Consider the following 15472-nt stretch of genomic DNA (forward strand, 5'->3'; position numbering starts at 1 on the left):
AAACCGGCGCCATGATTAGCGTGAAAATGCTGCAGTGCAAACAAAATCAACGCGCATTTAAACCGATTTAAATCAATTATCCGGCCAACACTCGCACGCATTCGCGCGAACGGACGGAACAAGGGCGACAATTTCGATCCTGGATGCGATCTCTCCGGCCCAAGGGGAGCCGGCGAAGAAGGGTCATCGGCCACAGGAATGCGCCCAAAGAAAATGCCCGGCGCGTGGCGCCGGGCATCATTGGTCTCAGATCTGTCTGAGCGGATTACGACTTCGGGAACCAGGAATACTTTCCGTCGTCCTTCTTCTTCCACTCGTACATGATGTAGCCCGGCAGCTTCGGGTCGCCCTTGGCGTCATAGGCAAGATCGCCCAGGACGGTCGGGAACGGACCGCTTTCATGCATCGCCTTGGCAACGGCCTGCGGGTCGTTCGTCTTGGCGGCAGCGGCCGCCTCGGCGACCACCTGCACGGCGGCGTAGGCGTAGAGCGTGTAAGCTTCCGGCTCAAAGCCCTGCGCGCGGAACTTCTCGACGAGTTCCTTGTTGGCCGGGATCAGGCGTGGGTCGGGGCCGAACGTGTTGAGCGTACCGGCAACGGCGTCGCCCGCGATCGCCGCAAGCTCGTCCGTCACGATGCCGTCGCCCGACATCATCGGAGCCTTCAGGCCCTGATCCGCGGACTGGCGGATGATCAGGCCGGCTTCGGTATGCAGGCCGCCCCAATAGATCAGGGTGACGCCGGCTTCCTTCATCTTGGCGATCAGCGCCGAGAAGTCCTTGTCGCCGACATTGATGCCTTCATACATGACTTCCTTGACGCCAGCGGCATTCATTGCCTTCTTGGTTTCGTCGGCAAGGCCTTGGCCATAGGGGGTCTTGTCATGAATGACGGCGACCTTGGCATCCTTGAAATTCGCGGCGATGTAGGCGCCGGCGATGGCGCCCTGCTGGTCGTCGCGTCCGCAGGTGCGGAACACGTTCCACAGGCCGCGCTCGGTGAACTTAGGGTTGGTCGCGGCCGGCGTGATTTCGACGATGTTGTTTTCGGCGTAGACTTCCGAGGCCGGGATCGACACGCCCGAGTTGAAGTGGCCGATCACGAACTTGACGCCGTCGCCGACGAACTTGTTGGCGACCGAGATGCCCTGCTTTGGATCGGAGACGTCGTCGCCGATTTCGAGCTTGATCTGCTCGCCATTGATGCCGCCCTTGGCATTGATCGCAGCGACGGCCGCCTCGGCGCCCTTCTGCAGCTGTGCGCCGAAGGCCGCGTTCGGGCCGGTGATCGGACCGGCGACGGCGAACAGTACGTCAGCCCACGCATTGCCGCTGAACGCGATAAGCGCGGTCAGGGCCACGGCGGACAAAAGTGACTTTTTCATTTAAACGCTCCCATTAACGGAGTGGGCGTGGATGAAGCTTTCATGCGATGCCCACCCTTATCGCAGAAAGCATAGTTTGCCGATTTTCAGGCACTTGTCACGCCGTTTCATCCCTGACGCGGCGTTAATGATGAACGTCAACCTTTCGGTTTCCAGCTCAAAATCGAAGCTCTTTCGTAGAGCCAATTATACTGTGTGACCATCTGGTTGGTTCGTGTGTATTGATAGCCGACGAAGCCCAATATCATCAGCACGATGGTGTCTACGACATAGTAATGCAGCGAGAACATCGTGCCGTCGAACAGCGCATGATGGATGAAGCGGATGCCGATGCCGAGCCCCAGCAGATAGGCGAACAGCTGGATAAAGCTGCGCCACGTCTGGGCGCTGGCCTTGCCGGTCATCCAGGCAGCCCAGCCGCCGAGCAGGCAGGTGACGAAGAAGAACTGCCAGATCGACGGTTCCTCATAGAGAATGCCTTGCATGGTGAAGTCTCCCTGGCATGATCCCGAAAAGTTCCAGACTTTCGGACAAAGATCATGTGACAAACAATTTGGAGCGGAATGCCGGATGCACATCCCGCTCCAAACTCAATGATGTCCGCCTTCGAGATAGGCGGCGCGCACTTCCGGATTGGCGAGCAGTTCCTTGCCGGTGCCGCTCATCGTCACATTGCCGTTGACCATGACGTAGCCGCGCGTGGCGAGCTTGAGCGCGCCGAACGCGTTCTGCTCGACCAGGAACACAGTCAGCCCTTGCGTGCGGTTCAACTCGCGGATGGCATCGAATATCTGCTTGACGATCAGCGGCGCCAGCCCCAGGGACGGCTCGTCGAGCAGCAGCAGTTTCGGCCGCGCCATCAGCGCGCGTCCGATCGACAGCATCTGCTGCTCGCCGCCCGACAGCGTGCCGCCGCGCTGGGCGATGCGCTCCTTCAGGCGGGGAAACAGCGTGAACACCTTCTCGACGTCCTCGTCGTAATGTTTGAGGTTGTCGAGGCTGGCGCCCATCTGCAGGTTTTCCATCACCGTCATGCGCGGGAAGATGCGGCGCCCCTCCGGCGATTGCGCGATGCGCATGCGCGCGATCTCGTGCGTCGGCATCTGGGTGATGTCGGTGCCGGCGAAGGTGATCGTGCCCGCGCGAGCCCGTGGCGCGCCGAAGATGGTCATCATCAGCGTCGACTTGCCGGCGCCGTTGGCGCCGATCAGCGCCACGATCTCACCCTCCTTGACGGTAACGTCGACGCCGTTCAGCGCCCGGATGTTGCCGTAGTAGGTCTGCACACCCTTGATATCGAGCAGCGTTGTCCCGGCCATCACTTGCCCCCTCCGCGCTTGCCTGCGGCAGGCTTGGCAGCAGTCTTCCCGGAAGCCGCGTTTGCGGTCTTCGAAGCCGATTTTGCGGTCTTCTCTGAAGCCACGTTTGTAGTCTTCGAAGCCGCTTTTGCAGCCTTTCCGGAAGCATGGCTGGTCGCCACCTTGCCCGCATCGACGCGGCGCGAGAATTCCGTATCCTTGCCTTGGCCGAGCAGCTTGGCCTGCTTGACCCATTCCTCGCGCGCGATGCGCCCATCGAAGGCGAGATAGGCTTCGACCGCCTCGACATCGGCCTTCTTCCAGGCGCCGATCTGGTCGAAATGGAAGATGCCGTGTTCGTTGAGCTTCTTCTCGTTGACCGTACCGATGCCTTTGATGCGGGTCAGATTGTCGGCCTTGCCGCCACGTGGGGCAGCGAGGCGGTTCGAAACGCCTTCGGCCTTCGCCGCCGGCGCCTTGCCCATCGTTTTCGTCTCGGCCGTTTTCGTCGCGGCCGTTTTCTTGGCCGCCGGTTTCTTCGCTGCCGGTTTCGCCGCCGGCTTGGCTGCCGGGGCCGGGTTGGCGACGATTGGCCTGCTTGCCACGCTCGCCGCGCGCGCATCGACCTGCGCCGCCTTCGAGGCGCCCTTGGACACCGTGACGCGCTCACCTTCGCTGTGGCTAACCGTGTCGCTCACCGGCCCAGCGAGATACGACGACGACGTGCCCGGCCCATGCGCGGAATCCGGACCGGTGTCGAGTTGTTCGATGACGTCCTCGTCGCCGACTTCGGTCAGCACCGTCTCGACCTCCTCGTCGTCGACGCCGAGATAGGCAGCGATGACGCGTGGATCGGTTCGCACCGACTGCGGGTTGCCGTCGGAGATCTTGCGGCCATATTCCAGCACCACGACGTGGTCGGAAATCTTCATGACCACTGACATGTCGTGCTCGATCAGCAGGATCGAGGTGCCCGACGTATTCTTGATGTCCATCAGCAGCGCATTGAGGGCCAGCGATTCCTTCGGGTTGAGACCGGCTGCCGGCTCGTCGAGGCACAGAAGCTCCGGCCCGGTGCACATGGCGCGCGCGATCTCGAGCCGCCGCTGCGCGCCATAGGGCAGATCGCCGGCCGGATCGTCGGCACGGTCGACGAGATCCGCCTTCTCCAGCCAGTGCTTGGCGAGCTCCACCGATTCGGCCGAGGCCTTGCGATAACCGCTGAAGCCGAACAGGCCAAGCACCGTATAACCGGATGCCTTCATCAGCTTGTTGTGCTGGGCAACCAAAAGGTTCTCCAGCAGCGTCATACCCGAGAACAGGCGGATGTTCTGAAAGGTGCGCGCCCCCGTGGCGCGCGCCGGGATCTCGTGGTTGGGCAGCCGCTCCAGCAGGTAGCTCGAGCCGTCGGCCCGGTTGAGCGTGATCATGCCTTCCGACGGCTTGTAGAAGCCGGTGATGCAGTTGAACACGGTGGTCTTGCCGGCGCCGTTGGGACCGATCAGCGCCGTGATCTCGCCGCGCCTGGCGGTGAAGGACAGGTCGCCGATGGCGACCAGGCCGCCGAACTTCATCGACAGGTGTTCGACCTGCAGGATAGCGTCGTTCATGCCGGTGTTGGTCTTCTCGATCGGGTTCGCATTCATCAGCCGTGTCCTTCCTTGGTAAAGGACCCGGAGACCGCCCTTCGCTCTTTCAGGAAAGCCGTCGGTTCGCGACTGCCGACGAAGCCACGCGGCTTCCACAGCATGACGATGACCATGGCCATGCCGAACAAAAGCATGCGGTAGAGTTCGGGCGTGAAGTCCGGCCCGAAGATCTGCTTGAGGAAGTCGAGTTCGCGCAGCGCCTCGGTGCCGCCGATCATCACCATCGCGGCAACCGCGATGCCGACCAGCGATCCCATGCCGCCGAGCACGACGATGGCCAGGATGATGGCCGATTCCAGGAAGACGAAGGATTCCGGGCTGACGAAGCCTTGCCGCGCGGCGAAGAAAGAGCCGGCGAAGCCACCGAACATGGCACCGGTTGCAAAGGCGGTCAGTTTGGTGGTGGTGGTGTTGATGCCGAGCGAGCGGCAGGCAATCTCGTCCTCGCGCAAGGCTTCCCATGCACGGCCGACAGGCAGACGGCGCAGCCTGATGGTGACGAAGGCGGTGAGCAGGCAAAGGCCAAGGATCAGGTAGTAGAGGAAGATCTTGTAGTAGGCGCCCGACTGGGCGATGCCCAGTACCTTGGCAATGTAGTTCGGGTCTGACACGTTGAACGACATCAGGCCGAAGAAGCTGACCTTGGGAATGCCGGAAATGCCGGCTGAACCGTTGGTGACCTCACGCCAGTTGATCAGCACCAGGCGGATGATCTCGCCGAAAGCCAGCGTGACGATTGCCAGATAGTCGCCGCGCAGGCGCAGCACCGGGAAGCCGAGCAGCACACCCCACAGCGCCGCCATGGCGCCCGCGGCCGGCAACAGGATCCAGAAAGACAGGCCGAAATGCGTGGCGAGAAGTGCATACGCATAGGCGCCAAGTGCATAGAAGGCGACGTAGCCGAGGTCGAGCAGGCCAGCGAGGCCGACGACGATGTTCAGGCCCCATGCCAGCATCACATAGATCAGGATCTGGATGCCGAAATTATCGACCCATTTCAGCGAACCCTGCATCCCGCCGACAATCGACCAGGCGTTCAGCGACAGCACCGCGATCACTAGGATCGGGTACAGCACCAACGCCGTGATGCCCAATTTGGTGAAGTTGGCATGGATGAAGGCGCGGAAGTAGTAGATCACGCAAGCCAGCACGTAGATGACCGCAACGGCGCGCAGGAATTGCAGATAGCCAGCCGGTTCTGCTCCCACCCATCCGGCGAGAGAACTGTTCAATGCAAACAGCAGCACCACCGCCACAACGGCCGCGATAAACCACGGCAGTTGGAAGAACCGTGACGCCACGCTGGCCGGCAACAGGCCGGTGGCAACATTGGTTATCTTCTGGCTGGCCATAAACGGCTGGCCGTAGGCGACATAGAGGAAGCGTCCGACGGCCGTGGCGATGACCACGGCGGCGAGCAGGCCCCAACGCGTCGTCACGACCAGTTCATTGGACATGTTCTGGCCGGTCTTCAGCCCGATGAACAGCACGAACAGGCCAAACGAGATGGCGCCGGCATAGAACGCTTCCTTGAGGGCGCGTTGGACAGGAGTGGCGACGGTGTCGCGCTCGGGAGATACGGTGACGGCCATGATCTCAGACCTTTTCGACTTCTGGCCGGCCCAGAATGCCGGAAGGCAGGAAGATCAGCACGATCGCCAGGATCGAGAACGCCGCGACGTCCTTATAGTCGATCGAGAAATACGCCGACCACATGCTTTCGATGAAGCCGATCAGCAGCCCGCCGAGTACGGCGCCCGGCAGCGAGCCGATGCCGCCGAGCACTGCGGCCGTGAAGGCTTTCACACCAGGCGTGAAGCCGTCGGAGAAGGCAACGACCCCGTAGTACATCAGGAACAGCGTGCCGGCGACGGCGGCGAGGGCGGCGCCCATGATGAAGGTGATCGAGATGGTGCGGTCGACATCGATGCCAAGCAGCGCCGCCATCTTGCGGTCCTGTTCGCAGGCGCGCTGGGCGCGGCCAAGCGAGGTCTTGTTGACCAGATACCAGAACAGCGCCAGCAACAGCGCGGTGACGATGACGATGATGATCTGCTTCAGCGACACGCTGACACCGTTGATGTTGTAGACCTCGGAGACCATCGGCGGGATCGGCTTGTTGCGCGGTCCTTGGGTCACCTGGACGAAGTTCGACAGTGCGATCGACATGCCGATAGCGGTGATCAGCGGCGCCAGGCGGAACGAGCCGCGCAGCGGCCTGTAGGCGACTTTCTCGATCGTCCAGTTGTAGAGGCTGGTGAGCAGCATCGCCACGATCATCATGACCAGCAGTGCGATGACCACGGGCACCGAGTAGAACAGCGCGCCGAGGATGAGGAACACGATCAGCGCCGCGAAGGCGCCCACCATGAAGATATCGCCATGGGCGAAGTTGATCATGCCGATGATGCCGTAGACCATCGTATAGCCAATCGCGATCAGCCCATAGATCGATCCCAGCGTCAGCCCGTTGATAAGCTGCTGGACAAAATACTGCATGTGTACATGGCTCCCCTGGAATGTCGCCCATGCAGACGCATTCCTTTTCGTATTTCCCCTAGTCGTAAAGTTTCGAGGCCGGATTGCAACGTGATTTTTCAATCGTGATGCGTGTTTTGGCGGCACGCCGTCCGATTGCCCGTTTTTTCGCTCCCGACCCCTGGACTATCGCGGACCCTACCATTGGCATAACGCAATGTCTTTGACGATTCGACTTCATCATGCGCCCCGCTTCGAAGAAATCGCCGTCAAAATTAGGTGATGAGAAGAATCGTTGCGTTCCTGACAGAATTCCCTTTTGCGTTTGCGCGCCTTCCCTGGCGTGATGAATCGACTATTTGACGATGAACCCGTGCGCGAACGGATCGCGGTCATCGATGAAGATCGTGTTCAATCCGGTCGTGCGCGCCCAGCCGCCGATCGAGGGAATGATCGCCGGCTTTCCCGCGACCGTGACCTTCTTTTCGACCTTGCCCTTGAACAGCGAGCCGATGATCGATTCATGGACGAAGCTGTCGCCGGCCTTGAGCTTGCCCTTGGCGTGAAGCTGCGCCATGCGTGCCGAGGTGCCTGTGCCGCAGGGTGAGCGGTCGATCGCCTTGTCGCCGTAGAAGACGGCGTTGCGGGCGTCGGCTCCCGCGACCGTTGGGCTGCCGGTCCACAGCATGTGCGACAGCCGGTTGATGCCTGGGTTCTCAGGATGCACGAAAGTATATTTCTCGTTGAGCCGCTGCCGCACCACCGGGCTCCAGGCGATGAAGTCGCCCGCGGAATAGTCGGCCATGTCGCGGTAGTTCGCCTGCGGCTCGACGATGGCGTAGAAATTGCCGCCATAGGCGACATCGACGGTGATCTCGCCAAGCCCGGGACACTCGACCGTCAAACCTTCGGCATGGAGGAAGGACGGCACGTTGGTGATGCGCACCTCCTCGACATATTCGCCGACCTGTTTGTATTCGGCGATGACCAGGCCGGCCGGCGTGTCGAGCCTCAGCACGCCTGGCGTCTTCGGCTTGATCAGCTCGTGCTCGATCGCCATCGTCACCGTGCCGATGGTGCCGTGGCCGCACATCGGCAGGCAGCCCGAGGTTTCGATGAACAGGATGGCGATGTCGCAATCCTCGCGCGTCGGCGGGTAGAGGATCGAGCCGGACATCACGTCGTGACCGCGCGGCTCGAACATCAATCCGGTGCGGATCCAGTCATACTCGGCGAGGAAATGCGCGCGCCGTTCCATCATCGTCGAACCTAGCAGCAATGGCCCGCCGCCGGCGACCAGCCGCACCGGATTGCCGCAAGTGTGGCCGTCGATGCAGAAGAAGGATTTCTTGGCCATGTCGTTCCTCGAAAATCAAAACCCGAAAAATCAAAACCGTTGTGGACTGAAGGGGGCCAGATCGACAGGTGGAGTCTGCCCCAGGACGAGCCCCCGGATCAACCGCCCGGTGGCGGCCGCCTCGGTCAAGCCGAGATGGCCGTGGCCGAAGGCATAGACCACCGGCCGGCTTCCCTGCGCCTTGCCGATGACCGGCACCGAATCCGGCAGCGAGGGCCGGAATCCCATCCATTCGCGCCCGCCCGAGGGATCGAGCCCCGGCAGGAATTTCTGCGCCTTCCGCAGCAGCGCCTTCGACCTGGCATAATTGGGCGCCCGTTCGATACCGCCGAGTTCGACCGCGCCGCCGACGCGCAAGCCTGTTTCCAGCGGCGTGATGACGAAGCCATGGCCGGAGAAGATCAGCATCCGCTTCACGTCGAAGGCGCTCGTCGGCAAGGTCGTGTTGTAGCCGCGCTCGGTTTCGAGCGGAATGCGGTCGCCGAGCTGCCTGGCCAGAAGGTGCGACCAGGCGCCGGCGGTGATGACGAGCTGCCTGGCGCGCCTTGTGGATCCATCGGCCAGCGTCAGCGTCGCACCATCCTGGTCCGCCGCGACACGGTCGATCCGAGCCATTTGAAAACGCGCGCCCTTGGACTGCGCATAGGCCCACACCGCCTTGCCGAGCAGCTTTGGGTCGGCGACCGTCTTCCAGCCCGGCACGAACGTGCCCTTGACGAAGCGTGCCGACAGGCCCGGCTGCAGCGTCGCAAGGCCCTCGCCCTCGACATGGCGAAAGCCGATGCCAAAACGTTCGCGCGCGGCCCAGCCGGACAACCCGGCCTGAAACTCGGCTTCGCTTTCGTAAAGTTCCAGCGAGCCGTCTTCGCGCAGCATCGATCGCGTACCGGAGCGGTCGAGCAAGCCCATCCACTCCGCTTCGGCGAGCTTCATCATGCCGGCCTGGGTGGCGAGGCTCGCCTCGTATTTCTCCGGCGCGCCGGCCCGCCAGAAACGGATCAGCCAGGGCAGGAGCTTCGGCAGGTAGGCCGGCGGGATGCTGAGTGGCCCGAGCGGGTCGGCCAGCCATTTCGGCAATTGCCGGATCATGCCCTTGTGGGCCAGCGGCAGCACGTCGGAGAAGGCGAAGGCGGCGGCATTGCCGGAACTCGTCTCCTCGCAGATGCCGGTACGGTCGAAGACCGTGACGTCGCGCCCGGCCTCGGCAAGCGAGGCGGCCGCACAGATGCCGATAATGCCGCCGCCGATGATGGCGATGTCGATTGCAGCATCGCTATTCATGGCTGCGTGCCGTGGTGCATGTGCCAATCCCGCCCCTTACAGCCAGCCCCCTCATCCGACCCTTCGGGCCACCTTCTCCCCGGCGGGGAGAAGAGACAGGCGCCAGCGCCGACGACCTCTTCTCCCCTGGGGGAGAGAAGGTGGCCGCGTAGCGGCCGGATGAGGGGGACTGCGGCGACATATCCCGCCTAGAACTGCGGCAGCGTCGGCCGCACCGCCAGCGCGTCCTTGATGATCTTTTCGACCGCCTTGCGGCGCTCGCCCGACAGCGGCTGGCGCGGCATGCGCACGCGGTCATTGGTTTGAATGGCGAACACTTCGGCAAACTTGATGTTCTGCACCAGATAGGTCGAGACGTCGAGATCGAGCAGCGGCCGGAACCAGCGGTAGATCGAAAGCGCCTCCTCGCGGCGGCCCTGCTTCATCAGCTGGTAGATGGCGACGGTCTCGCGCGGGAAAGCGGTGACCAGGCCGGCCACCCAGCCGATGGCACCGACCGACAGCGCCTCGAAGGCCAGATTGTCGACGCCGGTGAACAGGTCGTATCGGGTGCCCAGACGATTGATGATCTCGGTCGAGCGGCGGATGTCGTCGGAGGATTCCTTGACGGCGACGAAGCGCTTGTCCGACGCCAGTTCCTCCATCTGGTCGACGGTGACGTCGACGCGATAGGCCAGGCGGTTGGAGTAGATCATCACCGGCAGGTCGCCGGCCTGTGCGACCGCGCGAAGGGCCGCCACCGTCTCTTCCGCATTGGTGTGGTAGATCGGGCTCGGCACCACCATCAGGCCGTTGGCGCCTTCCTTGGCGGCGCGCTTTGCGATGCTGGCAGCCTCGCGGGTGCCGGCTTCGTTGACCGTCAGCAGCACGGGCTTGTCGCCTGCGACTTTCTGGGCGGTCTTCAGCACCTCGATCTTCTCGTCATGCGACAGCATCGGTCCTTCGCCGAGCGAGCCGCAAACGATGATGCCGTCGCAGCCGGCCTCCATCTGCAGGGCAAAGCAACGCTCCATCTCGGCATGGTCGAGACGATCGTCGGCGGTGAATTTGGTCGTGACGGCGGGGAAAACTCCGGTCCACATGATCATTGCTCCATCTGATATATCAGTCGTATATCTGTTAAGAAACCCGCTGTCAACACGGAATCCGTTATGATATATTCTGGATATATCAGGAGACAGCCTTTGATATCCAAGGGAGCAAGCGCTTTGTCGGAGCCGGCCGCGATCCGGGCCTATCGCGTGCTCGAGCACATGATCGTCACGCTCGAACTGGCGCCGGCGAGCTTCGTCACGGAGGGCGCGCTAATCGATAGGCTGGCGCTCGGCCGCACGCCGGTGCGCGAGGCGATCCAGCGGCTGGCCTGGGAAGGGCTGCTCGACGTGCGTCCGCGTGCCGGCATCGCGATCGCGCCGCTGCATCCCGGCGACTGGCTGCGCGTGCTCGACGCTCGGCGCGGCGTCGAGGTGGTGCTGGCCCGCTCGGCCGCACGCTTCGTCACCCGCGAGGCCGCCGACCTGTTTCACGAGGCGGCCCTTGCCATGCAGAAGGCGGTCATCTCAGGCAACGTGCTGGCCTTCATCCAGGCCGACAAGGCGCTCGACGAAGCGCTGGCGATGGCCGCCGACAACCCCTTTGCCGCGCGGCTGGCCGCCCCCTTGCAGACCCACAGCCGCCGCTTCTGGTTCCGCTACAAGGCCGATACCGGGCTCGCCGAATCGGCCGAGCACCACGTTGCCCTGATCCGCTCTATCCTTGACGGAGACGAAGAGGCCGCGGCCAAGGACGCCAAGCGGCTGATGGCGCTGCTGCGCGGCCATGCCGAGGCGGCAGCGACGCGCTGAGCCTGCTTGTCAATTCAGGCGCCGGGCATCCCCGCCATCACGGCACCGTCCCAACCTTCGCCCGCCGTGATGACGCAGCTCTGGCCATGGATGTCGGTGGCCAGGATGGTCCAGGTGCCCTGGTCGGACACGAAGATCTCGAGTATCACGCTCGGGTTGACCAGGCCGTGCGCCGCCTGGCTTTCGTGGAACTTCTCACCGAGCGCCTTGACCATGTCCGTACGCGCCGCGCATTGCGGTGCTGCCGATGCCTGGGCGGCGAAAAACGCGGAAGCCGCCGCCAGAGATATCGTTGCCATAAGACGTGCCATCTGACACCTCCCTGCGCCAAACGATTGCCCCCGAAGCTGTCGCCAGCGCCGTTGGTTGATCTGCCGCGCCTCCAGGCCTCCAGGCGGCAGGACTGCAACCTAAGACGGCAACGCGCCCCAGGTTCCATCACATTAGCGTTCACGTGGATACCGACCGCGACCGGACAGCAAAAAGGCTCGGGGTTCTGAGCCCGAGCCTTTGCTGTCTGCCTTCATGCCCGCCCCGCGCGCCCGCAGCCGAAGACGCGCAAGCAGGAAACCGCCGGCTAGTTCATCGTCGGGATGACGAACTCGGCGCCGTCCTTGATGCCGCCCGCGCGCCCGCAGCCGAAGGCGAGGACGCGCAAGCAGGAAACCGTCCGGCTAGTTCATCGTCGGGATGACGAATTCGGCGCCGTCCTTGATGCCGGACGGCCAGCGCGAGGTCACCGTCTTGGTCTTGGTGTAGAAGCGGAAAGCGTCCGGACCGTGCTGGTTGAGATCGCCGAAGGACGACGCCTTCCAGCCGCCGAACGTGTAGTAGGCGATCGGCACCGGGATCGGCACGTTGATGCCGACCATGCCGACCTGGACACGGCTAGCGAAGTCGCGCGCGGCGTCGCCGTCACGGGTGAAGATGGCGACGCCATTGCCCATCTCATGGTCGTTGGCGAGCTTGATCGCGCTCTCATAGGTCGGCGCGCGCACCACCGAGAGCACCGGCCCGAAAATCTCTTCCTTGTAGATACTCATGTCGGCCGTCACATTGTCGAACAGGCAGCCGCCCATGTAATAACCGTTCTCATAGCCCTGCATCGAGAAGCCGCGGCCGTCGACGACCAGCTTGGCGCCTTCCTTGACGCCGGTGTCGACATAGCCTTTCACCCGCTCCAGCGCCTGGCGCGTCACCAGCGGGCCGAAATCGGCGGCCGAATCCGTCGACGGGCCGACCTTCAGGCTCTCGACGCGCGGAACGAGCTTTTCCATTAATCGGTTGGCGGTGTCGTTGCCGACCGGGACAGCAACCGAGATCGCCATGCAGCGCTCGCCCGCCGAGCCGTAGCCGGCGCCGATCAGCGCATCGACGGTCTGGTCCATGTCGGCGTCGGGCATGATGATCATGTGGTTCTTGGCGCCGCCGAAGCACTGCACGCGCTTGCCGGCGGCAGTGCCACGCGAATAGATGTAATGCGCGATCGGCGTCGAGCCGACAAAGCCGATGGCCTTGACGTCGGGATCGTCGAGGATGGCGTCGACGACTTCCTTGTCGCCATTGACGACGTTGAGGATGCCCGCCGGCAGGCCGGCCTCGAGGAACAGCTCGGCGATGCGGATCGGCACGCCCGGGTCACGCTCGGAAGGCTTCAGGATGAAAGCGTTGCCGCAGGCGATCGCCGGGGCGATCTTCCATAGCGGGATCATCGCCGGGAAGTTGAACGGCGTGATGCCGGCGACGACGCCGAGCGGCTGGCGCATCGAATAGACGTCGATGCCGGGGCCGGCGCCGTCGGTGAACTCGCCCTTCATCATGTGCGGAGCACCGATGCAGACCTCGACCACTTCGAGGCCGCGCTGGATGTCGCCCTTGGCGTCGGCGATGGTCTTGCCATGCTCGCGCGCCAGGATGTCGGCCAGCTCGTCATAGTCGCGGGCGACCAGTTCGAGGAATTTCATAAGCACGCGCACGCGGCGCTGCGGATTGGTGGCGGCCCATTTCGGCTGTGCGGCCTTGGCGTTCTCGACCGCCGCGCGCAATTCCGCCTGCGAAGCCAGCGCCACCGTACCGCGCACCGTGCCGTCCATCGGCTGCATGACGTCCTGCTTGCGGCCGCTGGTGCCGGCGACATGCTTGCCGCCGATGAAATGACCGTATTCGATCATGATGTCTCTCCCTTTGTTCGTGATGCCCGCATTGTCCGGCTTCGGCCGGCGAATGGCAACGCGAGCGAGAACGCAACCGTTGTGCGAAAAATAGATAGCGGTTGACGGAAGAGCATCAATTCTCGCAAATGATGGGGCCTCTTACACCAGGAATGATCAACGTTGAGTTCCTTAGCGCCCCCCTCTGTCCTGCCGGACATCTCCCCCTCTAGGGGGGAGATTGCGCTGTCATATTCGCCTTCGCCAATCATGGGGGCTGTCAAGGAGGGACTGTCGGCGACGCTGCCAATCTCCCCCCTAGAGGGGGAGATGTCCGGCAGGACAGAGGGGGGCGCCACAGAACGCTACGCTGACCATTGTCATTCGGACCACTCTCATGAACTGGGATGACGTCCGTATCTTCCTCGCCGTGGCCCGCGCTGGGCAGATCCTCGGCGCCGCCAAACGGCTGGAACTCAACCACGCCACCGTCTCGCGCCGCATCGCCGCCCTCGAGGATGCGCTGCGCACGAAACTCTTCCGCCGCCTGACCACCGGCAGCGAGCTGACGCCCGCGGGCGAGCGTTTTCTCGACATTGCCGAGCGCATGGAGGGCGACATGATCGCCGCGCGCTCGACCATATCGGGCGAAGGCGACGACGTCTCCGGCACGGTCCGCATCGGTGCGCCCGACGGGTTTGGCGTCGCCTTCCTGGCCAAGCGCCTCGGCGAACTGACCGCGCTGCACCGCGAATTGACGATCCAGCTCGTGCCGGTGCCGCGCTCCTTCTCGCTCTCCCGGCGCGAAGCCGACATCGCCATCACCGTCGAGCGGCCGACCGAAGGTCGGTTGGTGGCAGGAAAGCTGGTCGATTATTCGCTCGGCCTGTTTGCGTCGCGTGCCTATGCCGATGCCAATGGTCTGCCCAAGACAGCCGCCGAACTCGGCCAGCACACCTTGATCGGCTATGTACCCGATCTCATCGTCAGCCCCTCGCTTGATTATGCCGCCGAGTTCAGCGCGGACTGGCGCACCAGCTTCGCCATTTCCTCTGCCCTCGGCCAGGCCGAAGCGGTGCGGTCGGGCGCCGGCATCGGCATCCTGCACACGTTTGTCGCCCGCTCGATACCGGAACTGATGGCCGTCGATGTGGTGGCACCCATCCGCCGCGCCTACTGGCTGGTCTATCACGAATCGGTCAGGCCGCTGCGCCGCATTCAGATCGTCGCCAGCTTCATCACCAAGGCGGTGGAGCGGGAGCGGGGCCTTTTCACCTGATTTCACCAACCGGCGAAGGCAATGCGCCATTCAAGGCGGGTAGAGAACGAAGGAATTCACCACGCGCTCAACCTCGTCCGCCAACGGTGCCCATCGCTGCGCCACCTCCTCGGCGCTCTCGGCCATCAACGAGCAGTTGACATAACCATAGCGCGCACCCCGAACTGAAAACGCAAACCTGGAATGGCCGTGCAGAATGTTATTCTCGTTCCTAACCGTGAAGTCCAGATCGGCAAGGCGCACAGGATAGCCGTCCGGAAACCTTGCCAGCTTGTCATTGCTGAAATCGGCTGTGTTGAACGGTTCGCCCATCATCCTCTGCCAAGTGCCCATCGGCCAGTCCTCGATGAACTTGCGCGGATCGGGCGGCGAACCGGTTGGATTGTAGAGCGAGCCCGACACCATGCAGGAAAGGCCCTCATTTTCTGTGGAATCAACAGCCAGCAACATCGCTTCGCCGGAAGGCGGCTCACTGGTCCATTCTTCGGGAAAGGTCAGCGAGATCCAGTTATTTCGGTCATGGACGGTATTGTCGGCGGCATTCGCCCCCGTGACGCCAGACAGAAATCCAACAAACGTAACGATAAGGCAACGCTGCATCACTGGTGCTTACACTCCGGGTGCCCGAGTGAGTATTATCGGGCAGATCAATCCAGCATTGCAATACATGACCGAGGTTGTCGGCGCCGCCTTGCGCTTGCCACAAAACCAGCCAGTGTGGCATCAGGCATGCGGCCACCGGCTATGAGCGG

General features: G+C 63.0%; 14 protein-coding genes. 2 read left to right on the plus strand and 12 right to left on the minus strand.

Going from position 1 to position 15472, the window contains the following annotated elements; translation table 11 throughout:
• Nucleotides 1–265: 265 nt before the first annotated feature.
• From LB577_RS12640 to LB577_RS12680, 9 genes are all read right to left on the minus strand, one after another.
• Nucleotides 266–1384: a branched-chain amino acid ABC transporter substrate-binding protein gene (locus tag LB577_RS12640; protein WP_224686938.1), complete on the minus strand. Its 1119-nt coding sequence runs from the start codon at nt 1382–1384 to the stop codon at nt 266–268.
• A gap of 137 nt (nt 1385–1521) precedes the next feature.
• Nucleotides 1522–1869, minus strand: a complete 348-nt coding sequence (locus LB577_RS12645; protein WP_023777625.1) for a DUF6867 family protein — start codon at nt 1867–1869, stop codon at nt 1522–1524.
• A 105-nt stretch (nt 1870–1974) separates the two neighbouring features.
• Nucleotides 1975–2703: an ABC transporter ATP-binding protein gene (locus LB577_RS12650; RefSeq protein ID WP_027042060.1), complete on the minus strand. Its 729-nt coding sequence runs from the start codon at nt 2701–2703 to the stop codon at nt 1975–1977.
• Complete coding sequence (locus LB577_RS12655) at nt 2703–4328, minus strand: ATP-binding cassette domain-containing protein (protein ID WP_224686939.1); 1626 nt, start codon at nt 4326–4328, stop codon at nt 2703–2705. Before LB577_RS12655 ends, LB577_RS12650 begins: the two co-directional genes overlap by 1 nt.
• A complete protein-coding gene (livM, locus tag LB577_RS12660) occupies nt 4328–5923 on the minus strand; it encodes a high-affinity branched-chain amino acid ABC transporter permease LivM (RefSeq protein ID WP_224686940.1) in 1596 nt (531 codons plus the stop codon). The genes LB577_RS12655 and livM overlap by 1 nt, the downstream gene beginning before the upstream one ends.
• 4 nt (nt 5924–5927) lie before the next feature.
• Nucleotides 5928–6830: a branched-chain amino acid ABC transporter permease gene (locus tag LB577_RS12665; protein WP_023766091.1), complete on the minus strand. Its 903-nt coding sequence runs from the start codon at nt 6828–6830 to the stop codon at nt 5928–5930.
• A 334-nt stretch (nt 6831–7164) separates the two neighbouring features.
• Nucleotides 7165–8166 carry a 4-hydroxyproline epimerase gene (locus LB577_RS12670; RefSeq protein WP_224686941.1) on the minus strand — a complete coding sequence of 334 codons (1002 nt, stop codon included), beginning with the start codon at nt 8164–8166 and terminating at the stop codon, nt 7165–7167.
• Between the two features lie 30 nt (nt 8167–8196).
• Nucleotides 8197–9447, minus strand: a complete 1251-nt coding sequence (locus LB577_RS12675) for an NAD(P)/FAD-dependent oxidoreductase (RefSeq protein WP_224686942.1) — start codon at nt 9445–9447, stop codon at nt 8197–8199.
• Between the two features lie 188 nt (nt 9448–9635).
• Nucleotides 9636–10529 carry a dihydrodipicolinate synthase family protein gene (locus LB577_RS12680; protein WP_224686943.1) on the minus strand — a complete coding sequence of 298 codons (894 nt, stop codon included), beginning with the start codon at nt 10527–10529 and terminating at the stop codon, nt 9636–9638.
• 69 nt (nt 10530–10598) lie between these two features.
• On the opposite strand from LB577_RS12680, the gene LB577_RS12685 reads away from it, so the two are divergent.
• A complete protein-coding gene (locus tag LB577_RS12685; RefSeq protein ID WP_411969251.1) occupies nt 10599–11291 on the plus strand; it encodes a GntR family transcriptional regulator in 693 nt (230 codons plus the stop codon).
• 14 nt (nt 11292–11305) lie between these two features.
• Here the strand turns inward: LB577_RS12685 and LB577_RS12690 are convergent, their stop codons facing one another.
• On the minus strand, nt 11306–11602 hold the full coding sequence (locus LB577_RS12690) for a hypothetical protein (protein ID WP_023766087.1): 297 nt from the start codon (nt 11600–11602) through the stop codon (nt 11306–11308).
• A 363-nt stretch (nt 11603–11965) separates the two neighbouring features.
• Nucleotides 11966–13462: a CoA-acylating methylmalonate-semialdehyde dehydrogenase gene (locus LB577_RS12695; RefSeq protein WP_224686945.1), complete on the minus strand. Its 1497-nt coding sequence runs from the start codon at nt 13460–13462 to the stop codon at nt 11966–11968.
• Nucleotides 13463–13838: 376 nt separating this feature from the next.
• Between LB577_RS12695 and LB577_RS12700 the strand changes: the two genes are divergently transcribed.
• Nucleotides 13839–14720 (plus strand): LysR family transcriptional regulator, encoded by an 882-nt coding sequence (locus tag LB577_RS12700; protein ID WP_224686946.1) that lies wholly within the window; start codon nt 13839–13841, stop codon nt 14718–14720.
• Nucleotides 14721–14750: 30 nt separating this feature from the next.
• On the opposite strand, the gene LB577_RS12705 is transcribed toward LB577_RS12700, so the two are convergent.
• Nucleotides 14751–15320 carry a hypothetical protein gene (locus LB577_RS12705; RefSeq protein WP_224687016.1) on the minus strand — a complete coding sequence of 190 codons (570 nt, stop codon included), beginning with the start codon at nt 15318–15320 and terminating at the stop codon, nt 14751–14753.
• Between the last annotated feature and the right edge of the window lie 152 nt (nt 15321–15472).

The sequence above is a fragment of the Mesorhizobium sp. B283B1A genome (genome assembly GCF_020165735.1).
Taxonomy (GTDB): Bacteria; Pseudomonadota; Alphaproteobacteria; order Rhizobiales; family Rhizobiaceae; genus Mesorhizobium; species Mesorhizobium opportunistum.